We start from the raw sequence: 20230 nt of genomic DNA, 5'->3' as shown, positions 1-20230 counted from the left end.
CTGTAAGTCTAGGCCAGGTCCGATTCCAGACCGGTTACCGGATAATTCGATAGCCGACAGTCCGGCTGTTGACGCGATGGTAGCTCGCTCTGCCACGAGGGGAAATAAACCTTGTGCTGAGTTTTGAAGTTGTTCAGCCACCGTTCATGTTGGGCGCAATCTAGGGCCACGGCGGTACGTTTGCGGTGAAGCGCTTGTCAAAAATATGTCGACACATTTTGAATCATAATGAAGTTTGTATCAGGCGGGGCTATGTTAATTCGTTGCATTGCTTATAATTGTCTCGCTATCTAAATAATATGCCTGCTGGCCCGCTCGGACAGGCACTCAAGCGAGTCCGTTCATGTCCGACGTTCGCCCTGCGGCAATCCCCGTTGCATCACCCATCGTCAAACCTCCCCTCTGGCTGCTGGTCATGATTACCATCAGCGGCACACTCGCCATGCACATGTTCGTTCCAGCGCTGCCGGCTGCGGCGCGGGCTTTCGATGTCAGCCCGGCGGCGATGCAGATGACCATCAGCGTCTATATCCTCGGCCTGGCAGCCGGCCAGCTGGTGTACGGCCCGCTGTCCGATGGCCTGGGGCGCCGACCCATGTTGCTGTTCGGGCTGGGGCTGTATACCGCAGGCAGTCTTCTCGCGTCGCTGGCCAGTGATGTTCATACCCTGATCGCGGCCCGTCTGCTGCAGGCCTTGGGCGGCTGCGCGGGGCTGGCGCTCGGGCGCGCCATGGTACGCGATACTTCGACCATCGATGACTCGGTCCGCGACCTGGCATTGCTCAATCTGATGGTCATGGCCGGGCCTGGCCTGGCGCCGCTGGTGGGCTCGCTGCTGTCGGTGCATTTCGGCTGGCGTTCGATCTTCGTGGTGCTGGGCGGCATGGGGCTGGTGACCTTGCTCTTCAGCTGGCGGCACTTGCCAGAGACCAGTCGGCCGTCCGGTGAGGTCAGCCTCAGGGCATTGCTGCGCGATTATTCGCGGCTGTTGCGTTTGCCCTCGTTTGTCGGCTACGCACTGGGCGGTGGCTGCACCACGACGTCGATGTACGGTTTTATCGCGGCGGCGCCGTTCATCTTCGTCGATGAGTTGCATCGGCCATTGCAGGAGGTGGGCTTGTACCTGGGGATGTTGATCGTCGGGATGTTCGTCGGCAATGCCCTGACACGGCGGCTGATTCGCGTCGTGCGCCTGGAGAGGTTGCTGCTGGTGGGTAACCTGATCGGCCTGGGCAGCGCGCTGACCTTGCTGGCGGTGGTGTTGCTCGGGGCGGTGAGTGTGCTCACGGTGATGATCCCGATCTGTCTGTTGACACTTGGGGCGGGGCTGGCGAGCCCGGCGGCGATGACCAAGGCCTTGAGTGTGGACGCCCATTTGGTGGGGTCGGCGGCGGGGTTCTATGGCTTCGCGCAGATGCTGGTGGGGGTGCTGTCGACCAGCGCGGTGGGCCTGGGCCATGACCCGGCATTAGCGGCCGCGACGGTGCTCAGCATTGCAGCGGTGTTGGGCTTGACGGGGTTTTGGGTGGGGGTGCGGAACGAGCGCAAGGACCGGGCTGCGGATAATCTGGCTGCCCGGCCGTAGTGGTTGGCGATCTTGCGGGCCTCTTTGCGGGCAAGCCTTGCTCCCACAATATACGGCTCACTCGTGTGGGAGTCTTGCTACCACAAATGTGAGGCTCACTCGTGTGGGAGCAAGGCTTGCCCGCGAAGGGGCCGGCAAGCCGACCGACTATTTAGTCCGCAACGCCTCGCGCAGGTCCTTCACATCCCCGCTCGACACCGCTGGCGCAGCATTGCCCCAGCTGTTGCGTACATAGGTCAACACCGCCGCGACGTTATCATCCGACAGGTTCCAGCCGAACGCCGGCATTGCCGGCGCTGTCGGTGCGGCGTCGGTGGAGCCAGCGCGACTGCCGGACAGCACCACGCGGATCATCGACGCCGGATCGCTGCCATTGACCAGCGGCGCGCCTGCCAGTTTCGGGAACAGGCCCTCGACACCTTCACCCTTGCCGACGTGACACGCCGAGCAGCGATCGGCATAGATCGCCTTGCCGGCGACCATGGTCGGATCGTTGGCGGCCAACGCCTTCGGCGCCTCGGCGGTCTTGGGGTCATCCTTGAGGTAGACCGCCACCGCCATCAGGTCTTCGTCCTTCCAGTGCTGCGAAGAATGCTCGACCTCTTCAGCCATGGGGCCTGAGGCGATATCGAAGCGGTTGGCGCCGGTCTTCAGGTACTGGACGATGTCCTCGGCGCTCCAGCCACCGATGCCAGAGTGGGGATTGGCGGTGATGTCCGGCGCTACCCAGCCCTGCAGATTGTTGCCGCCCAGGAAGTGATCGTTGTCGTCACCGCCGATAATGCTCTTGGGCGTATGGCAGGTGCCGCAGTGCCCCAGCCCTTCGACCAGATATGCACCGCGGTTCCATTGCGCGGATTTTTGCGGGTTGGCCTTGAACTCGCCTTGGGTGAAGTTCAGCAGGTTCCAGCCGATCAGGCTGGTGCGAATGTTGAAAGGGAAGGGCAGCTGGTTGGTTTCCACCGGATTGTCCGACGGCTGCACGGTTTGCAGGTAGGCCCAGATCGCCATGTTGTCTTCGCGCGCCACCTTGGTGTACGCGGTAAACGGCATGGCCCCATAGAGGCGCTTGTTGCCTGGGCTATGGCCCTCGGACATGACCTTCTGGAAGTCCTCGAACGTCCAGCGGCCGATACCGTGGACCGGGTCCGGCGTGATGTTGGCGCCCAGCAGCTTGCCGAACGGCGTATCGAGTATCACCCCGCCAGAAAACAACGGCTTGTTCGGCAAGGTATGGCACGCGGTGCAGTCACCCAGGGTCGCCAGGTAGCGGCCCTTTTCCACCAGGTTGTAAGAGTCGCCGCCGGTGCCAGCATGGGCGTAACCGACCGCCAGGCCCAGCAGGCCGGCGCACAACGAAAGGGAGGTTTTCATACGCTGATCATCTCCCCAGGACGTTTGAGGTAGCGGCTGCGGATGGCATCCGCCGCCTTGAACGCCAGGGCGCACACGGTGCCGGTCGGGTTGTAGCCGGGGTTCTGCGGGAAGGCCGATGAGCCCACCACGAACAGATTCGGCACCCCCCACACCTGCAGGTGCTTGTTCACCGAGCTGGTGGCCGGATCGGCGCCCATGATGAAACCGCCGACGATGTGCGAGGACTGATACGGCGCGCTGTCCCAATGGCCTTGCTGGCTTTTCACGACCATTTCGCGCGGATTCATGCTCTTGGCGATTTCCGCGACCTTGCCGATGCAGTATTTGGCCATCTTGCGATCGTTTTCCGGGAAGTCGAAGGTGATGCGCAGCAGCGGACGGCCATGGGGGTCGGCGTAGTTCGGGTCCAGCGACAGGTAGTTGGTGCGCACCGAGTAACTGCTGGCCTCGCAACCGATGGACATGGTGCTGAGGTAGTTCTTGACCGTGGCCTGCTTCCATTTCGCGCCCCAGGCCGGGGTGCCTGGCGGAACCGGTCGCGAGTCGATGGGCGCGGCGCCGATCGGTGTCACGCGGGTACTGCCGCCACCCATGAAGCCGAGGCCGGAGTGGTCGAAGTTGTCGTTGTTGAACTCGTCGATGCCCATACCAATGGCGCCACCACCGATGAAGGGGTTGAAGTTCTTGTCATCGAAGAACATCTGCACGCTGTTGGCGGTCTGGTACGCGTAGTTGCGCCCGGTGGTGCCGGTGTTGCTGACCGGATCGTAGGGCTTGCCGACCCCGGACAGCAACATCAGCCGCACGTTTTCGAAGATGAACGCCGAGATCACCACCAGGTCCGCCGGCTGCTCGAATTCATCGCCATTGGCATCCACATAGATGATCCCGGTGGCCTTGGTGCCCGTGCTGTCCATCACCACCTTGAGCACTTCGGCGTTGGTCACCGCGGTGAAGTTGGGCTTGCGGATCAGTGCGGGCAACACCGTGGTAATGGCGCTGGCCTTGGAGTAGTTGGCGCAGCCGTAGTTGGTGCAGAAGCCGCAATAGGTGCATGGCCCCATCTTCACGCCAAGGGAGTTGGTGTAAGGCTGCGAGACCAGCGCCGAGGGCACCGGGAACGGCTTGTAGCCCATGTTGCGGGCCGCCTCGGCGAACAGGGTCGGGGCGTAGGTCTGCAGGGTGGGCGGATTAGGGTATTCGGCCGAGCGGGCGCCTTCGAAGGTGTTGCCGCCCTCGATGATCTGGCCCTTGATATTGCCGGCCTTGCCGGACACGCCAGCCAGGCGGTCGAACGCGGCGTAGTAGGGCTCCATTTCTTCCCAATCGGTGCCCCAGTCCTGCAGGGTCAATTCGGTTGGCAGCTCCTTGCCGTAACGCTCGGTGAGGTGGCTGTGCAGGCGAAATTCGTGGGGCTGGAAGCGAAAGGCGATGCCGGCCCAGTGGTTGCCGGCACCGCCGGTACCGTTGCCGGGGTGGAACGAGCCCCAGGTGCGCATCGGCAAGGCGGTTTCGCTGGCGCTGTTACGCATCGTGCAGGTGTTCTGCTTGGTGCGCAGCATCAACTCCTGGCGGCGGTTGTAGCGCAGTTCGTCGGCCGCCGAGGCAAGGTTGAAGTCGCTGGCGGTATCGCGCCAGGGGCCGCGTTCGAAGCCGATGACGTTCAGGCCGGTGTCGGCCAGTTCGTTGGCGATGATGGATCCGGCCCAGCCGAGCCCGACAACCACGATGTCAGTGGAAGGTAGTTTCTTGGCCATGCGGATTAACCCTTCTTGTTCCAGGCGGAGCTGCCGATGATGGAGAGCGGCACCAGATCGAGTTTCTGGTTGTGCTGGCCGATGTAATCGCGGTAGTCGTAGCGGGCACCGGGAAAGCCGATCATCTTCCAGGACACCATTTCGCGGTTGCCGCCGTAGATCGGGTCGGCGAAAAAGCCTTCCATGGTGTTGCCGAGCACTTGCTGGAAAAACAGCTTGCTGTCGACGCCATCGAATTGCGCCGTGCCGTTCTCCAATGCGGCCAGGACCTGATCGCGCTGTTCGGCGGACAGGCCGCTGAAGGGTTTCTGGAACTGCGCCTGGCAATATTTACCCAGCGCGGCGAGGCCCAGGTTGTAGCGCTCGCGCGGGTTGAGCGGCGACTGGTCGCCTTGGGTCGGCGTGCCTTTTTCGAACGGACCTTCGCGGTACAAGCGGGCAAAAGTGCCGTATTCGCCGGCCAGCTGGCGGTCGATGAACACCGCGCAACCGGCGTCCTTGCCGCTGACGCTGAGGTCGTCGGCCGGGATCAGGCGTTCGACGATGGCTTCGACTTCTCGGCCCTGCTCAGCGCTGAAGAATTGCCAGCCTGGAGTGTCGTAGTGCTGAGGGCCGTTGTGGTCGAAGGGGATCCATTGCGGTACGCCGACCAGGGTCGCGGCCTTGGCGCTGGCCGCGGCGCCCACGGCGACGGTGGTGGCGGAGGTAAACAGCAGTTGCCTGCGGGTCACTCCCTTGTTGGGCTTGTCGGTCATGCAGGGCTCCTGCAGCAGACGTCAGCGAGCGATCCGCAATGGATGCGCGCAGTGAGGCCTGTTGCGTGGTGATCACGGTTGTACCTTGTCTACGCAAGGCGAAGTGCTGCTTGGGGGGCAGGTGCGACTTTTGGTAGCGCGCGCGTTGGGTTTGTTTCGTGAAATAATTAGGCGCGTGCAAGATAAGTCATCTATATGACTGCCCGGTTTTCAGCTTAGACATATTTTGACGTATTCGCGCCAGGCATTCGGTAACAGGCTCTTGCGTGGAGTGTAACAATCGCTCTGGGTCCTGGGTGTGAGCGGTGGTGCTGCGGGCCCCCGTCGCCGCCGAAGAGGTCGGTCCTGCCGCGCCAATCGCGAAGCCTGGCGATGTCGGCGCGCCGCTTGATCTTTGTCCAGTGCAATGCGATTTTGTCGAGGCAGCCATCCCGGCGTTTTCTCACAAGGATCGAGTCATGACGACCGCTTGCCCGCGCTCCCTCGCCGAGCGCCTGACGGGCATTGATGAAATCGAATGTATCACCCCCGATCTCAATGGCGTGCCCCGCGGCAAGGTCATGACCGCCGAGGGCTTTGAGCAAGGGCGCCGCCTGCAATTGGCGCGAGGGGTACTCCTGCAATGCATCATGGGCGGCTACCCGGCCGCCGAATTCTACGGCGCGGATGATGGCGACCTGGCTCTGGTGCCTGATCTGACCCAGCTCTATCGACTGCCCTGGAGCGATCAGCCGCGTGCGCTGGTGATCTGCGATGCCGAAGAGCTCGATGGCGAGCCCTCGTGCTTGTCCACACGCGGCCAGCTCAAGGCCGTGATCGCCCGCTATGCGTCCCTGGGATTGGCGCCGGTGGTGGCCACCGAGCTCGAGTTCTACGTGTTCGATCGGCATCGCGATCCCCAGCAGCCCTTCTTGCCGCCCAAGGGGCTGGACGGGCGTCGCGAAGACGGTGCCAGCGCCTTCAGTGTCAGCTCCAACAATGGCCTGAGGCCGTTTTTCAGTGAGGTCTATCGCTGCATGGCGGCCTTGGGCCTGCCACGCGATACCTTCATGCACGAGATGGGTGTCAGCCAGTTCGAGATCAATCTGCTGCACGGCGACCCGTTGCTGCTGGCCGATCAGACGTTGCTGTTCAAGCACCTGCTCAAGGAGGTCGGCCTCAAGCACGGCTTGATGGTGGTGTGCATGGCCAAGCCGTTGGCGCATACCGCGGGCAGTTCGATGCATATTCACCAGAGCCTGATCGCCCTGGACAGCGGTCGCAACGTGTTCAGTGATACGGCTGGGGAGCCGACGGCGATGTTTCGTCACTTCATCGGCGGCCAACAGGCGGCTATGGCTGACTTCACTGCGTTGCTGGCGCCGAATGTCAACTCCTACCACCGCTTCATTCATCCATACGCCTCGCCGAACAACGCGTGCTGGTCGCTGGACAATCGCGCGGCGGGCCTGCGTATTCCGGCCAGTTCGCCGGCGGCGCGGCGGGTCGAGAACCGTCTGCCTGGCGCCGATGCCAATCCCTACCTGGCCATTGCCGCGAGTCTGGCGGCCGGCTTGCATGGCATCGAGCGCAGGCTGGAGCCGAGTGCGCCGGTGCAGGGCGAAATGACTGTGCCGGATAATTTGTTGCTGCCTTGTACCTTGCACGCTGCATTGGAGCGTCTGACACGCAGCGAGCTTGCCAAGGAACTGTTCGGCAAGGAGTTCATCGAAGGCTTTGGTGCGAGCAAGCAGCTCGAACTGATCAGCTTTTTCAACGAGATTACCCCCTGGGAGCGCCGTGTACTGGCGGCCCACGCTTAGCAGGAGGGGATGTCGCGGCTTTAGCGGTTTGACCGGTGTTCGTGTTGGCGAGCATCCGGTCTTTTGTTGTTTCCATCACCTCAAGGAGCCGCTCGGAACGCCGATGCGCCAGATCTGGAAAAATTTTCGCGCGCTGTATTTCGCCGCCCTGATGATGTTGATCGGTTCGGGCCTGCTCAGCACTTACCTGGGCTTGCGCCTGGCGGCCGAGCATGTCGACGGTATATGGGTGGGCGCCTTGATGGCGGCCAACTATTTCGGCTTGGCTCTGGGGGGCAAGATCGGTCACCGGCTGATTGCCCGGGTCGGGCATATTCGTGCCTACGCCGCCTGCGCGGGCATCGTCGCCGCAGCGGTATTGGGCCACGGGCTGGTGGATTATCTGCCGGCCTGGATCATTCTGCGGGTGATCGTCGGCCTCGGCATGATGTGCCAGTACATGGTCATCGAGAGCTGGCTCAATGAGCAGGCCGAAGCGCGCCAGCGTGGGCTGGTGTTCAGCGGCTACATGATCGCCTCCTACCTGGGTTTGACGCTGGGGCAGTTGATCCTGGTGATCCACCCGGGGCTGGGCAACGAACTGCTGATGCTGGTGGCGCTGTGCTTCACCCTGTGCCTGGTGCCGGTGGCGCTGATCCGCGGCATTCACCCTTCACCGCTGCATCCGGCGCCCATGGAGCCGCGGTTCTTCATGCAGCGGGTGCCGCAGTCGCTGACCACGGTGCTGACGGCGGGCCTGATCATTGGTTCGTTCTATGGTCTGGCACCGCTGTACGCCACGCAGCAAGGCATGAGTACCGAGCAGGTCGGGCTGTTCATGGGGAGTTGCATTTTCGCCGGGCTGGTTGTGCAGTGGCCGCTGGGCTGGCTGTCGGATCGCTATGATCGACCGCTGTTGATTCGCTGCATGGCAGTGGGGGTCGTGCTGGCCTCGGTGCCATTGGCCGTGTGGGGGAGGGCGCCGGTAGAAGTGATGTTTGTTGCAGGCTTTGTCGTGTCCTTGCTGCAGTTCTGCCTGTATCCGTTGGCGGTGGCATTCGCCAACGACCATGTCGAGGGCGAGCGGCGGGTTTCACTCACCGCCATGCTGCTGGTGACCTACGGTGTCGGCGCCTGTATCGGGCCGCTGCTGGCGGGGGTGCTGATGAACTACTTCGGCAGTCAGATGCTTTACGTGTTCTTCGGCTTTTTTGCCCTGTTGCTGGTGGTCCTGATACGACCCAAGGCGGTCACCAATCTGCACGTGGTGGACGACGCGCCTCTGCATCACGTGGCCATGCCGGACAACATGACCAGCTCGCCTTTGGTGGCGGCATTGGATCCGCGGGTCGATGAGCAGGTGGTGCAGGATCAGATGCAGGATGAACCAGCCAAGACGTGATGACGTCGCGAGGGGGCTTGCCCGCGAAAGATGTATCAGGCCCTGACAAGGGGCCTGGTGCAGTTTTTCCGGGGGGAAGGGGCGAGCCCCCTCGCTACAGGTGCGTCTCAGAAATCGTCTTTGTCGAACCGTCGCGCTTCGCGCTGCAGCTGGAAGACGAAGTTCTCGACATTGCGCAGGGTCGCCGCAGAAATGTTGTGAAAGCGTACACCGGCGAAGGTGATGCCCAGGCTTTCCTCGTAATGCAAGTGCCGCAGTTCCACCGCAGTGGTGAGCCTGGTGTATGGCGTGGGCAGGTGCGCGGTGTAGCGCTCGTAGATCTGGCCCAGTTGCAGCGCTTCGCTGTGGTCGCCGTCGAAACGCAGCTTGCAGCCGGTCGCGGAGATATCCAGCAGCTTGCCCCTGAGCGAATTCTTGAGCTTGTCGCCGGCGAGTTCGACGTCCACCAGGGCAGTCAGCTTGAGGGCTGCACGAAAGGCGTTGCGGCGCTGGTGATAGAGGACTTCGCAGGGCATGTCGCCGCGGTAGCTGCGGCCGTTATCTGCGCTGTCGACCACGGTCATCATGCCGTGGCATTCCCAGGCGATACGTATCCCGTCATGGAAGCCTTCAACCCGGAACGGTTCGCCCGCCTGCAGGTACTTTTCGCCATCGCGCGGGATCATTTCGTCCAGGGCCATGGTGGAATTTTTATGATCGACGTCGACCAGAAAAGTCTGGAAGCGCTGGGCACGATCGGCAAAGGTGATGATCAACGGATCGTGGGATTTTTCCAGGGCGCGCAGATTCGACGCAATTTCCAGTGGTGTGGTGAGCACCTTCGGCGGCTGCGGAGCGTCTTCGGCGTTTGAGACGTTGAACACGGTGCTTGTATCTCCAGGCAAAATCGACATCCAGTGGCTGGCATTCTGCCAGCTTGTTGCGCCTCTTGATAGAGGGTGCTTACGCCTGGCTGAGCGGTCGTTGCTTGGCCAGCCGGGAGGTCGATCCGCGGGCATCGTACAACGAGGGGGCTTCGCCGCCCATGAGGATACGAATCTGCGTGGCGGTGGTGTTCTGCTGGTGCGTGATCGAGCGGCCATTGAGGTCGTTGATCGACTGGCAGTCGAGCAGCAGGCTGCTCAGCAAATCGCTGCGTTGCAGCAGATGAGCGCCTTGGGGGGAGCTGTCAGCGTAGTTCTTCAGGCCTTCGCGATCAGCCGCGAAACCCATGGCGGCCAATACCTGACTGCGCTTGCGTCCGCGCTGCTCGAGCTGGACGACCAAAGACTGCTTCTTCGCCAGGATGGTTTCCAGCAACTGCATGTCCCGCCCGAACAGGGCGTTGGATTCGACCCGCAACAGCTCGAGCAGCTGGGTTGCCGGGGCGATGTCGTCTTCGATCAATTGCAGCAAGGTCGTGTCGTGCATGGCTGGCTCTGGAGTGAGATAACGTCCTGAAGCCTGGCGAGGTCGGTCGGCCTGGCCTTAAGCTTCGAAATTCAGCAGTTTGCTGGCTACGCGCTTGCTGTCGACCTGGTAGCTGCCGTCGGCAATGGCTGACTTCAGCTCCGCTACGCGGGCACTGTTGACAGTGGGTTGATCGCGCAGGCTATCGCTGATCTGTTGCAATTTTTGAGCCTCGTCACTGAGATGAACAGCTTCGCCGCTCGTCGCAGTGGTCTTGCTCACTGCAGTCGTTGCGTCAACTGCGGTGGTTTCCTTGGTGCCACTGGTGCGTGTCGTGCTTTGCACCGGTGAGTTGCCGTTCAGTCGGCTCAGGTCGATCGCCATGGGGTAAACCTCGTTGGTATGTGGGCGCTTGCCTTGTTTTCGACCCCTGTACGAATAACTTTAGGGTAAATACTGAAAAAAAGCACAAGGCCCGCTGCGGAGTCTGTTCTCCACGGTGTAGGACACACAGTGTAAGAAAAGCTGCTCCGTACCGCCAGCGTCTACATCGAGACTTCAACCTCGCCCGGGCCGGTGATCCTGGCCTTGATGACCCGTTGCGAGTTCAAGTTGCGCACCGGGATCTGCTGGCTCATGGCACCCTTGGCCAGCGCCTCGCCGGGCATGCGCACCGCCAAGGCACCGGTTCTGGCGATGATCACCACATGGTCACCTTTGTTCACCACCTCCGGCTGTTCGATCATTACCGCCGATAACACCTGGTCGGCTACCGTCTGTCGGGTCAACTTGTAGCCTACCGCCTGATCCAGCGCTGTCAGATAGCCTTGAGTCAGCAGGCCGACATCGCGTTCACGCATGACAAGGTCCGGAGCGCCCAGTACCGTATCGCGCGTCAGGGGACGGGTGGTCATCACCACATCCCTGAACAATTTCACCTGTGCCGGCACGAAAACCGTCCAGGGCGTAGCGGTGTCGCAGCGTACCCGCACACTGACGCGACCCAGTGGCGCGCCTGGGCTGGCCATGGTTGCCGTCAATTGTTCGGCGCACTTGGGCATCCGTAGCCGGGGGTCGATATCGTTGACCGTCACCTCATAACGACCTTCGGTTTGTGCCGTGGCCAGATAATCTTCTACCGTGAACTCAAGAAAACCTTGTGTTGCACCGATAAGCTCTTCAGGTGACGTAAATTCTTCGGCATTGACGTTGCAAAGTGCGAGTGAACAAGTCGCTGCCAGGATCACTGGCAAGCTGCGTATCATGCGTCGGGAATATGTCGTAATGGCATTCATGTAAGGTTAATAGCAAGGCGCGTGCCGACTTCGTGTCGAACGAGCGTGAAGGAGTCTGAACAATGGCTGGTGTAATGGATTCAGTGAACCAGCGCACCCAACTGGTAGGGCAGAATCGTCTCGAGCTGCTGTTGTTCCGGCTCAACGGTGACCAGCTTTACGGGATCAACGTCTTCAAGGTGCGCGAGGTGCTGCAATGCCCCAAGCTCACCTTGATGCCGAGGTCCAATCCAGTGGTGCGCGGGGTCGCCAATATTCGCGGTGCGACCATCCCGATTCTCGACCTGGCCTTGGCCACGGGCGGCAAGAGTCTGGAAGGCGTGGCCAATCCGTTCGTGATCATCACCGAGTACAACCTGAAGATTCAGGGGTTCCTGGTGCACTCGGTCGAACGCATCGTCAACATGAACTGGGAAGAGATCCATCCGCCACCCAAGGGTACCGGTCGCGACCATTACCTGACGGCCGTGACGCGGGTCGACAACAAGCTGGTGGAAATCATCGACGTGGAGAAGATCCTCGCCGAGGTGGCGCCGATGTCCGAGTCGATTTCCGTCGGCGTGGTGGATGCCGCGACCCAGGTCAAGGCCACTACGCTGCGCGTGCTGACGGTCGACGATTCGTCGGTGGCGCGCAAGCAGGTCACTCGTTGCCTGCAGACGGTGGGCGTGGAGGTGGTCGCTCTGAACGACGGTCGGCAGGCGCTCGACTACTTGCGCAAGCTGGTGGACGAGGGCAAGAAGCCTGAAGAAGAGTTCCTGATGATGATTTCCGACATCGAAATGCCGGAAATGGACGGCTACACCCTCACAGCCGAAGTCCGCGCGGATTCGCGCATGCAGAAACTGCACATCGTCCTGCATACTTCCCTGTCGGGTGTGTTTAATCAGGCTATGGTCAAGAAGGTCGGTGCCGACGATTTCCTGGCCAAGTTCCGGCCTGACGATCTGGCATCCCGAGTCGTGGAACGCATCAAGCTTCACGAATAATGTCCACGAATAACGGCCCGGGGTTCGCCCCGGCCGAATAAACGATTTAAAGAGGCGGTACTTGTGTCGACGGCTAATGCGGATTTTGATCAGTTCCGAGTATTCCTGGAGAAAGCCTGTGGCATTCTGTTGGGTGACAACAAGCAGTATCTGGTCTCCAGCCGTCTCAACAAGCTCATGGAACAGCAGGGCATCAAGACGCTGACCGAGTTGGTGCAGCGCATCACTGCGCAGCCACGCAGCGGTCTGCGCGAGTTGGTGGTGGATGCCATGACCACCAACGAAACCCTGTGGTTTCGCGATACCTATCCTTTTGAAGTGATGAAGAACAAGGTGATTCCGGAGGCCATCAAGGCTGCGCCGGGGGCACGCTTGCGGGTCTGGTCGGCGGCGTGTTCGTCGGGGCAGGAACCCTATTCGCTGTCGATGACTTTCGATGAATTCGAGCGCAGCAATCCAGGCCAGTTGAAAATGGGCGCGCAGATCGTCGCCACCGATCTGTCGGGCACGATGCTCACCAACTGCAAGAGCGGTGAGTACGACAGCCTGGCACTGGGGCGCGGCTTGTCGCCGGATCGTCTGCAGCGCTACTTCGATCCCAAGGGCGGTGGTCGCTACGCGATCAAGGCGCCGATTCGCAGTCGCGTGGAGTTTCGCTCGTTCAACCTGCTGGACAGTTATGCCAGCCTGGGCAAGTTCGATATCGTCTTTTGCCGCAACGTGCTGATCTATTTTTCTGCGCAGGTGAAAAAGGACATCCTCATGCGCATCCATGGCACTCTCAAGCCGGGCGGCTATCTGTTCCTGGGGGCCAGCGAGGCGCTCAATGGCTTGCCGGATCATTACCAGATGGTCCAGTGCAGTCCCGGGATCATCTACCAGGCGAAATGACCCACCGCATCAACCCCCTGTGGGAGCCCGATTGCGCGTCAGGCGGCGAAGCTGTTAGAGGCTTCGCCGCCTGACGCGCAATCGGGCTCCCACAAATGTTTTCAGGTAGCAGTAAAAATGGCGTCAAAACTGACGCGGGCATTGCCGCTTTGCCGCCACGTGGCGGAATCGGATTGCCGCTTTTCTGGCATTGCCGCCCTCATTGCCGTACTGGCGATCTGCTCTAACCCCTCTAAACCAAGCCTTTCCAGACTTTATGAAAGTTGGCACAGGCATTGCTATATCTCTGACAAGAGAATCAGCTCTGCCGCGAAGGGTTTCAGACATGAGCATCAGTTTCGACAAAGCGCTCGGCATCAGCGAACAGGCATTGAAGTTCAGGGCCCAGCGCGCCGAGGTCCTGGCCAACAACATCGCCAACGCCGATACCCCGAACTACAAGGCTCGGGATCTGGACTTCGCCGCTGTCCTCAAGCAGCAGAGCGATACCACCAGCAATGGCGCCTTCAGCCTGGAAACCACCGACGCCCGTCATATCGACGCTTCCGGCGTCAACAGTGGTGGCGATCCGGCGCTGATGTACCGCATTTCGACTCAACCGTCGCTGGACCAGAACACCGTCGACTCGCAGATCGAGCAATCGAACTACGCGCAGAACTCGGTGGACTTTCAGGCCAGCTTCACTTTGTTAAACAGTAAATTCAAAGGGCTGATCTCGGCCCTGCGCGGGGATTAAGCCATGTCTCTAGCCAGCGTTTTCAACATTGCCGGTACTGGCATGAGTGCTCAGACCACTCGCCTGAATACCGTCGCCAGTAACATCGCCAACGCCGAGACCGTCTCGTCGAGCATCGACAAGACCTACCGTGCGCGCCACCCCGTATTCGCCACCATGTTCCAGAACGCTCAGGGCAACGGCGACAGCGGTTCGCTGTTCTCCGACTCCGACTCGTCGGGCGCCGGTGTGCAGGTATCGGGTGTGGTCGAAGATCAGAGCAACCTGGAAGCGCGCTACGAGCCCAGCTCGCCGGCCGCCAACAAGGATGGCTATGTGTATTACCCGAACGTGAACGTGGTTGAAGAGATGGCGGACATGATTTCCGCCAGCCGCTCCTTCCAGACCAATGCGGACATTATGAACACCGCGAAAACCATGATGCAGAAGGTCCTGACCCTCGGTCAGTGATAGGGGCGCAAAAGCATGACGACGACTTCAACCACGGCAACTGGCGCCGCCGCACTGGCCCAGTACCAAGCGACTACCAGCACCACCGACTCGTCTACCGGCACCGCCGGCAGCGCGTTGGGCAAAGATGCGTTCCTGCAATTGCTGGTCACCCAGCTCAAGAATCAGGACCCGCTCAGCCCTACGGACAACACTCAGTTCGTTTCGCAGATGGCCCAGTTCAGCAGCCTCGAAAGCATGCAGAACCTCAACACCACGGTTGACAGCCTGGCCACCACCTACCAGTCGTCGCAGGCGCTGCAAGCCTCCTCGCTGGTCGGTCGCTCGGTGGTCGTGGCAAGCGACACGGCCGTGCTCGATCCCACCAAGGGCATCACCGGTACGGTGGCCGTCACCGGTGCCAGCACCGCGACGACCGTGGGTGTGTACGACAGCACCGGCAGCCTGGTCGATACCATCGATCTGGGTGTCCAGTCCACCGGCAACTCCGCCTTTACTTGGGATGGCCTCAACTCCTCGGGTGTTGCCGAGCCTGCCGGTAACTACAGCTTCAAGGCCACGACGACCCTCGATGGTGTCGCTACGGCTGCAACGACGTACCTGCCTGCCACGGTCAGCAGTGTGACCATGGCAACCACCAGTGGTGGTGAAATGACCCTTAATCTCGCTGGGGGCAGCAGCGTGGCCCTCTCGAAAGTCCAGACGATCGCCAATTAACGGCCGGCTCACCGCCGCAGGAGTAGCAGCATGTCTTTCAATATCGGTCTCAGCGGTCTGGCGGCAGCCAACAAAGCGCTGGATGTAACAGGCAACAACATCGCCAACGTCGCCACCACTGGCTTCAAGGCGTCGCGCACGGAATTCGCCGACCAGTATGCGGCCTCGATCAAGGCCACGGCAGGTAGCACCACCGTCGGCAGCGGCGTGCAGACCCAGTCAGTAGCGCAGTTGTTCAACCAGGGCAACATCAGCACCACCGACCAGAGCCTCGACCTGGCCATCAACGGTGACGGCTTCTTTACCATGAGCGACAACGGCACCAAGGTCTACACCCGTGCCGGTGCGTTCTCCAGCGACAAGTCGGGCTACATCGTCGACAGCTCGGGCGCCAACCTGCAAGGCTACTCGGTGGATGCCAACGGCACCCTGCAGACGGGTGTGCTCAGCAATCTGAAGATTGACACCTCGAACCTCAGCCCCAAGCCGACGTCGACCATGTCCGAGACGCTGAACCTCAATTCCAGCGCGACGACGCCGACCGTGACCCCGTTCGACGCCACTAACGTCAACAGCTACAACTTTACCTACAACACCGAAATCTTCGACAGCCAGGGCAACTCGCACCAGCTGAACCAGTATTTCGCCAAGGATTCCAGCAACAACTGGACCATGTACACCACGGTCGATGGTCGCAACCCGACCGACCCGACCAATACCACCACCGGTACCGATCCGTTGGTCAACCCGATCAGCTTCACGTCCTCGGGTGCGTTGGATACCGCCAACATCACCACGCCGGTTTCGCCTGCCGCGGCTGGCCTGAGCGTGGTCAACGGTGTGTTCAGCCTGGCTAACTGGAGCCCTGCCACGCAGAATGCCGCCGGCACTTGGGTCAGCAACGGTTCGACCGCGTCAGCGGCTATCACCCTGGACATGACCTCCGTCACCCAGTACAACGCGACGTCGGCCGTTACCGCCAAGACGCAAGACGGCTACGCCACCGGCGAGCTGTCGAGCCTGAGCGTGGACTCCTCCGGGTCGCTGTTCGCCACCTTCACCAACGGCCAGAGCAAGACCATCGGCCAGGTGGCAATCGCCAACTTCGCCAACGTCCAGGGCCTGACGCCGATCGGCGGCACCAAGTGGAAAGAGTCGTACGCGTCGGGTGTGCCGGTCATCGGTACACCGGAAACCGGGACCTTGGGCAGCATCCAGTCCAACGCGCTGGAAGACTCCAACGTCGACCTGACCTCGGAACTGGTCAACCTGATCAAGGAACAAAGCAACTATCAGGCGAACGCCAAGACTATCTCGACTCAAAGCACCATCATGCAGACGCTGATCCAGTCGGTGTAATCGACCCGCTCTGAAAACCCTGCGGGAGCGACCCCGGTCGCTCCCGCAATGGGATTTGCACTGCCTCGTATAACGCGTCAAAAAAACCGACGGCGGTAGTTTGCCGCTCCTGGCAACAGGGCGCCGTATTTCCGTCTTGATACAGCTCACCATTCCCTCGCTCCAATGCGCAATCCTTCTAAATCAAGGCTTGTAGCGGTCTTTTCAAAGTTGGCCCACTAATTGCTCTAGCACTGTTATCGATTCGCTAACCGGCAGTCGCCCGTCACCGGAGATACAGTGTGGACAAATTACTTTATGTAGCCATGACCGGCGCCAGCCAGAACGCGCTCGCGCAGAAGGTGCACGCCAACAACCTGGCCAACGTTTCCACCAATGGCTTCCAGCGCGATCTGGAGCAGGCGCGTTCGATGCCGGTATTCGGCGACACCTTTCCCTCGCGCGCCTATGCCATGACCGAGCGCCCGGCGACCGATTTTCAGCCCGGCGCCATGATCGAAACAGGCCGTGACCTCGACATTGCCGTCAGCGGCAGTGGCGGGGATGGCTGGATCGCGGTGCAGACCCCGGATGGCAAAGAAGCCTATACCCGCTCGGCGAGCCTCAACATCGATGCCCTGGGCGTGTTGCGCACCGGCAGCGGCTTGCCGGTCATGGGCAACGGCGGGCCGATTGCAGTGCCGCCGGACGAGAAGATCGAGATTGGCAGCGACGGCACCATCAGCGTCCGCGGCATGGGGCAGTCGCCTCAGGCCTTGGCGCAGGTCGACCGCATCAAGCTGGTCAAACCCGACCTCAAGAACATGACCAAGGGTGTCGACGGCCTGATCCATACCGCTGACGGCAAGGCTGCCCCGGTGAATGCCGACGTGCAAGTGACGTCCGGCTTTCTGGAGGCGAGCAACGTCAACGCCGTGGAAGAGATGACGTCGGTGCTGGAGCTTTCGAAGCAATTTGAAATGCACATCAAAATGATGTCCACGGCCAAGGAAGATGACCAGGCCATGGCCCGCGTTTTGCAATCTTAAGAATTATCTGTAACCCGCGCCGACGAACCGGCGCCCGAGGAGACGAATACCATGCTTCCAGCACTTTGGGTCAGCAAGACCGGCCTTCAAGCCCAGGACTTGAACCTCACTACCATTTCCAACAACCTGGCCAACGTATCGACCACGGGCTTCAAACGTGATCGCGCCGAATTCCAGGATCTGCTGTACCAGATCAAACGCCAGCCAGGCGCTCAGTCCACCGCAGACACCGAGCTGCCATCGGGCCTGCAGGTCGGTACCGGTGTGCGCATCGTCGGCACCCAGAAGAACTTTACCGCAGGTTCCCTGCAGACCACCGATCAGCCGCTGGACCTGGCCGTCAACGGTCACGGTTTCTTCCAGATCACCCAGCCGGACGGCACCATCGCCTACACCCGCGACGGTACATTCCACCTGGATTCCACTGGCCAGATCGTCACTTCCAGCGGCATGGCGTTGAACCCTGCCATCGTCGTGCCGAGCAACGCCCAGACCTTCACCGTCGGCACCGACGGCACCGTGTCGATCACCGTGCCTGGCAGCGCCGCCGCTCAGGTGATCGGCAACCTGCAGATCGCCGACTTCGTCAACCCGGGCGGCTTGCAGTCCATGGGGAGCAACTTGTACCTGGAAACCGCTTCCAGTGGTGCACCGCAAGCCGGTACGCCTGGCCTCAATGGCCTGGGCACGACGCTGCAGAACACCCTGGAAAACTCCAACGTCAGCACCGTGGAAGAACTGGTGAACATGATCACCACCCAACGTGCCTACGAGATGAACTCCAAAGTGATCTCCACCGCCGACTCCATGCTGCAGTACGTCACGCAGAACCTGTAAGGCGTTAGTCAATCTGTTCAAACCACTGTCCGTCTGTTGGCGCCCAGGCGCCTGTTACACCGTGAGGTCGAAAGTCATGAGTCGTTTGTTCGTTACCGTCATCGCCTTGAGTGGAATCACTTTGCTCGCTGGCTGCATGGGCCCTCAGCCCAAGCCAAACGACCCGTACTACGCCCCGGTGTTGCCACGCACACCATTGCCGGCAGCGGCCAACAACGGCTCGATCTACCAGGCCGGGTTCGAGCAGAACATGTACGGCGACCGCAAGGCGTTCCGGATCGGTGACATCATCACCATCACCCTGAACGAAAAGACCGCCGCCAGTAAAACGGCGAACTCCAAGATCGCCAAGACCAGCGCCACCACCATGGGCATCACTTCGCTGTTCGGCAGCGGTGTGCATTCGGGCGACGCCAACCTCAATGCCGGCTACAGCGGCGACCGCGCCACCAACGGCAACAGCCAGGCAGCGCAGGGCAACAGCCTGACCGGGTCGGTCACGGTGACCGTTGCCGACGTCTTGCCCAACGGCATCCTGGCCGTGCGCGGCGAGAAATGGATGACGCTGAACACCGGTGAAGAACTCGTGCGGATCGCTGGCATGATCCGTGCAGATGACATAGCAACCGACAATACAGTGTCGTCGAATCGGGTAGCCGATGCGCGGATCACGTACTCGGGAACCGGCTCCTTTGCCGACGCGAGCCAGACTGGATGGCTGGATCGCTTCTTCCTTAGCCCGTATTGGCCCTTCTGAGTGCGCCTGACCATGTTCAAACTCAAACACCTGATTGCGGCGACGATGTTGTTGTCCATGGCCTTCAGCGTTCAAGCCGAACGTCTGAAGGACATCGCCAGCATTTCGGGCGTACGTACCAACCAGTTGATCGGCTACGGTCTGGTGGTGGGGCTCGATGGTACGGGTGACCAGACCACGCAAACGCCGTTCACCTTGCAGACGTTCAACAACATGCTCGCCCAGTTCGGCATCAAGGTGCCGTCGGGCTCGGGCACCGTGCAGCTGAAAAACGTCGCGGCGGTGTCGATCTTTGCCGATCTGCCGGCGTTCTCCAAACCCGGTCAGGCCATCGACATTACCGTGTCGTCCATCGGTAACTCCAAGAGCCTGCGCGGCGGCAGCCTGCTGATGACCCCGCTCAAGGGTATCGACGGCAACGTCTACGCCGTCGCTCAGGGCAACCTGGTGGTGGGCGGCTTCGACGCCGAAGGCCGCGATGGTTCGAAGATCACCGTCAACGTGCCGTCGTCGGGGCGGATTCCTGGCGGTGCCACGGTCGAGCGTTCGGTACCGAGCGGTTTCAACCAGGGCAACAGCCTGACCTTGAACCTCAACCGCTCCGACTTCACCACCGCCAAGCATATCGTTGACACCATCAACAACATGCTCGGCCCTGGCGTGGCTCAGGCCATCGATGGCGGTTCGGTGCGCGTCACTGCGCCGCTCGATCCCAACCAGCGGGTCGACTACCTGTCGGTGCTCGAGAACCTCGAGATCGATCCTGGTCAGGCGGTCGCCAAAGTCATCATCAACTCGCGTACCGGTACTATCGTGATCGGCCAGAACGTCAAGGTTTCGCCCGCTGCGGTCACGCACGGCAGCCTGACCGTGACCATCACCGAAGACCCGATCGTCAGCCAGCCTGGCGCCTTGTCCAACGGCACCACGGCTGTCGTGCCGCGCTCCAAGGTCAATGCCCAGCAGGAAGCCAAACCGATGTTCAAGTTCGGCCCGGGCACGACCCTGGACGAGATCGTACGGGCGGTGAATCAGGTGGGCGCAGCGCCCAGCGACCTGATGGCCATTCTTGAAGCCTTGAAACAGGCCGGCGCCTTGCAGGCCGACCTGATCGTCATTTGAGGT

General features: G+C 61.0%; 19 protein-coding genes and 1 pseudogene. 13 read left to right on the top strand and 7 right to left on the bottom strand.

What is annotated here, in order from left to right; all coding sequences use genetic code 11:
• Positions 1–343: 343 nt before the first annotated feature.
• Positions 344–1585 (top strand): multidrug effflux MFS transporter, encoded by a 1242-nt coding sequence (locus tag LIX93_RS19975; RefSeq protein ID WP_226505790.1) that lies wholly within the window; start codon positions 344–346, stop codon positions 1583–1585.
• A 147-nt stretch (positions 1586–1732) separates the two neighbouring features.
• Here the strand turns inward: LIX93_RS19975 and LIX93_RS19970 are convergent, their stop codons facing one another.
• The 3 genes from LIX93_RS19970 to LIX93_RS19960 are packed head-to-tail and all read right to left on the bottom strand — an operon-like array spanning position 1733 to position 5474.
• The gene (locus LIX93_RS19970) at positions 1733–2959 is read right to left on the bottom strand and encodes a cytochrome c (protein ID WP_226505789.1); all 1227 of its coding nucleotides are present in this window, start codon (positions 2957–2959) and stop codon (positions 1733–1735) included.
• Positions 2956–4719, bottom strand: coding sequence for a GMC family oxidoreductase (locus LIX93_RS19965; protein WP_226505788.1), 1764 nt, complete (start codon positions 4717–4719; stop codon positions 2956–2958). The genes LIX93_RS19970 and LIX93_RS19965 overlap by 4 nt, the downstream gene beginning before the upstream one ends.
• Before the next feature lie 5 nt (positions 4720–4724).
• The gene (locus LIX93_RS19960; RefSeq protein WP_226505787.1) at positions 4725–5474 is read right to left on the bottom strand and encodes a gluconate 2-dehydrogenase subunit 3 family protein; all 750 of its coding nucleotides are present in this window, start codon (positions 5472–5474) and stop codon (positions 4725–4727) included.
• A gap of 458 nt (positions 5475–5932) precedes the next feature.
• On the opposite strand from LIX93_RS19960, the gene LIX93_RS19955 reads away from it, so the two are divergent.
• Positions 5933–7276 carry a glutamine synthetase family protein gene (locus tag LIX93_RS19955; protein WP_226505786.1) on the top strand — a complete coding sequence of 448 codons (1344 nt, stop codon included), beginning with the start codon at positions 5933–5935 and terminating at the stop codon, positions 7274–7276.
• 103 nt (positions 7277–7379) lie between these two features.
• Positions 7380–8636, top strand: a pseudogene (locus tag LIX93_RS19950) (MFS transporter); the annotation flags it as partial.
• 128 nt (positions 8637–8764) lie between these two features.
• Here the strand turns inward: LIX93_RS19950 and LIX93_RS19945 are convergent.
• The 4 genes from LIX93_RS19945 to flgA all read right to left on the bottom strand — a co-directional run bounded on the left by LIX93_RS19945 (position 8765) and on the right by flgA (position 11341).
• On the bottom strand, positions 8765–9520 hold the full coding sequence (locus LIX93_RS19945) for a flagellar brake protein (RefSeq protein ID WP_226505785.1): 756 nt from the start codon (positions 9518–9520) through the stop codon (positions 8765–8767).
• A gap of 79 nt (positions 9521–9599) precedes the next feature.
• Positions 9600–10067 carry a flagellar protein FlgN gene (locus LIX93_RS19940; protein ID WP_226505784.1) on the bottom strand — a complete coding sequence of 156 codons (468 nt, stop codon included), beginning with the start codon at positions 10065–10067 and terminating at the stop codon, positions 9600–9602.
• Between the two features lie 57 nt (positions 10068–10124).
• Complete coding sequence (gene flgM, locus LIX93_RS19935; protein ID WP_226505783.1) at positions 10125–10430, bottom strand: flagellar biosynthesis anti-sigma factor FlgM; 306 nt, start codon at positions 10428–10430, stop codon at positions 10125–10127.
• A 161-nt stretch (positions 10431–10591) separates the two neighbouring features.
• Positions 10592–11341 carry a flagellar basal body P-ring formation chaperone FlgA gene (flgA, locus tag LIX93_RS19930; RefSeq protein ID WP_226505782.1) on the bottom strand — a complete coding sequence of 250 codons (750 nt, stop codon included), beginning with the start codon at positions 11339–11341 and terminating at the stop codon, positions 10592–10594.
• Positions 11342–11403: 62 nt separating this feature from the next.
• Here flgA and LIX93_RS19925 point away from each other — a divergent pair, with 62 nt between their 5' ends.
• The 10 genes from LIX93_RS19925 to LIX93_RS19880 all read left to right on the top strand — a co-directional run bounded on the left by LIX93_RS19925 (position 11404) and on the right by LIX93_RS19880 (position 20227).
• On the top strand, positions 11404–12330 hold the full coding sequence (locus LIX93_RS19925) for a chemotaxis protein CheV (RefSeq protein ID WP_226505781.1): 927 nt from the start codon (positions 11404–11406) through the stop codon (positions 12328–12330).
• Positions 12331–12393: 63 nt separating this feature from the next.
• Positions 12394–13221 (top strand): protein-glutamate O-methyltransferase CheR, encoded by an 828-nt coding sequence (gene cheR, locus LIX93_RS19920; protein ID WP_226505780.1) that lies wholly within the window; start codon positions 12394–12396, stop codon positions 13219–13221.
• Between the two features lie 325 nt (positions 13222–13546).
• Positions 13547–13957, top strand: coding sequence for a flagellar basal body rod protein FlgB (gene flgB / locus LIX93_RS19915; RefSeq protein WP_226505779.1), 411 nt, complete (start codon positions 13547–13549; stop codon positions 13955–13957).
• A 3-nt stretch (positions 13958–13960) separates the two neighbouring features.
• Positions 13961–14407 carry a flagellar basal body rod protein FlgC gene (gene flgC, locus LIX93_RS19910; protein WP_226505778.1) on the top strand — a complete coding sequence of 149 codons (447 nt, stop codon included), beginning with the start codon at positions 13961–13963 and terminating at the stop codon, positions 14405–14407.
• Between the two features lie 15 nt (positions 14408–14422).
• On the top strand, positions 14423–15124 hold the full coding sequence (locus LIX93_RS19905; protein WP_226505777.1) for a flagellar hook assembly protein FlgD: 702 nt from the start codon (positions 14423–14425) through the stop codon (positions 15122–15124).
• Between the two features lie 30 nt (positions 15125–15154).
• Positions 15155–16483, top strand: a complete 1329-nt coding sequence (flgE, locus tag LIX93_RS19900) for a flagellar hook protein FlgE (RefSeq protein WP_226505776.1) — start codon at positions 15155–15157, stop codon at positions 16481–16483.
• Between the two features lie 281 nt (positions 16484–16764).
• Entirely contained in the window at positions 16765–17511 is a 747-nt protein-coding gene (locus tag LIX93_RS19895) for a flagellar basal body rod protein FlgF (protein WP_226505775.1), read from the top strand.
• 51 nt (positions 17512–17562) lie between these two features.
• Positions 17563–18348 carry a flagellar basal-body rod protein FlgG gene (flgG, locus tag LIX93_RS19890; RefSeq protein WP_226505774.1) on the top strand — a complete coding sequence of 262 codons (786 nt, stop codon included), beginning with the start codon at positions 17563–17565 and terminating at the stop codon, positions 18346–18348.
• 76 nt (positions 18349–18424) lie between these two features.
• On the top strand, positions 18425–19105 hold the full coding sequence (gene flgH, locus LIX93_RS19885; protein ID WP_226505773.1) for a flagellar basal body L-ring protein FlgH: 681 nt from the start codon (positions 18425–18427) through the stop codon (positions 19103–19105).
• 12 nt (positions 19106–19117) lie between these two features.
• The gene (locus tag LIX93_RS19880; RefSeq protein WP_226505772.1) at positions 19118–20227 is read left to right on the top strand and encodes a flagellar basal body P-ring protein FlgI; all 1110 of its coding nucleotides are present in this window, start codon (positions 19118–19120) and stop codon (positions 20225–20227) included.
• The last annotated feature ends 3 nt before the right edge of the window (positions 20228–20230 follow it).

It is taken from the genome of Pseudomonas sp. MWU16-30317 (genome assembly GCF_020515695.1).
GTDB lineage: Bacteria > Pseudomonadota > Gammaproteobacteria > Pseudomonadales > Pseudomonadaceae > Aquipseudomonas.
The sequence above is the reverse complement of the archived record's forward strand: the minus strand, read 5'-3'. Positions and strand labels throughout refer to the sequence as shown.

What these genes read in the sequence shown, in the direction of transcription:
- LIX93_RS19955 (WP_226505786.1), top strand. Translation starts at nt 5,933, where the DNA reads ATGACGACCGCTTGCCCGCGCTCCCTCGCCGAGCGCCTGACGGGCATT.
- flgH (WP_226505773.1), top strand. Translation starts at nt 18,425, where the DNA reads ATGAGTCGTTTGTTCGTTACCGTCATCGCCTTGAGTGGAATCACTTTG.
- LIX93_RS19965 (WP_226505788.1), bottom strand. Translation starts at nt 4,719, where the DNA reads ATGGCCAAGAAACTACCTTCCACTGACATCGTGGTTGTCGGGCTCGGC.
- flgG (WP_226505774.1), top strand. Translation starts at nt 17,563, where the DNA reads ATGCTTCCAGCACTTTGGGTCAGCAAGACCGGCCTTCAAGCCCAGGAC.
- flgC (WP_226505778.1), top strand. Translation starts at nt 13,961, where the DNA reads ATGTCTCTAGCCAGCGTTTTCAACATTGCCGGTACTGGCATGAGTGCT.
- LIX93_RS19905 (WP_226505777.1), top strand. Translation starts at nt 14,423, where the DNA reads ATGACGACGACTTCAACCACGGCAACTGGCGCCGCCGCACTGGCCCAG.
- LIX93_RS19960 (WP_226505787.1), bottom strand. Translation starts at nt 5,474, where the DNA reads ATGACCGACAAGCCCAACAAGGGAGTGACCCGCAGGCAACTGCTGTTT.
- flgE (WP_226505776.1), top strand. Translation starts at nt 15,155, where the DNA reads ATGTCTTTCAATATCGGTCTCAGCGGTCTGGCGGCAGCCAACAAAGCG.
- LIX93_RS19880 (WP_226505772.1), top strand. Translation starts at nt 19,118, where the DNA reads ATGTTCAAACTCAAACACCTGATTGCGGCGACGATGTTGTTGTCCATG.
- flgA (WP_226505782.1), bottom strand. Translation starts at nt 11,341, where the DNA reads ATGAATGCCATTACGACATATTCCCGACGCATGATACGCAGCTTGCCA.
- LIX93_RS19970 (WP_226505789.1), bottom strand. Translation starts at nt 2,959, where the DNA reads ATGAAAACCTCCCTTTCGTTGTGCGCCGGCCTGCTGGGCCTGGCGGTC.
- LIX93_RS19975 (WP_226505790.1), top strand. Translation starts at nt 344, where the DNA reads ATGTCCGACGTTCGCCCTGCGGCAATCCCCGTTGCATCACCCATCGTC.
- flgM (WP_226505783.1), bottom strand. Translation starts at nt 10,430, where the DNA reads ATGGCGATCGACCTGAGCCGACTGAACGGCAACTCACCGGTGCAAAGC.
- flgB (WP_226505779.1), top strand. Translation starts at nt 13,547, where the DNA reads ATGAGCATCAGTTTCGACAAAGCGCTCGGCATCAGCGAACAGGCATTG.
- LIX93_RS19940 (WP_226505784.1), bottom strand. Translation starts at nt 10,067, where the DNA reads ATGCACGACACGACCTTGCTGCAATTGATCGAAGACGACATCGCCCCG.
- LIX93_RS19925 (WP_226505781.1), top strand. Translation starts at nt 11,404, where the DNA reads ATGGCTGGTGTAATGGATTCAGTGAACCAGCGCACCCAACTGGTAGGG.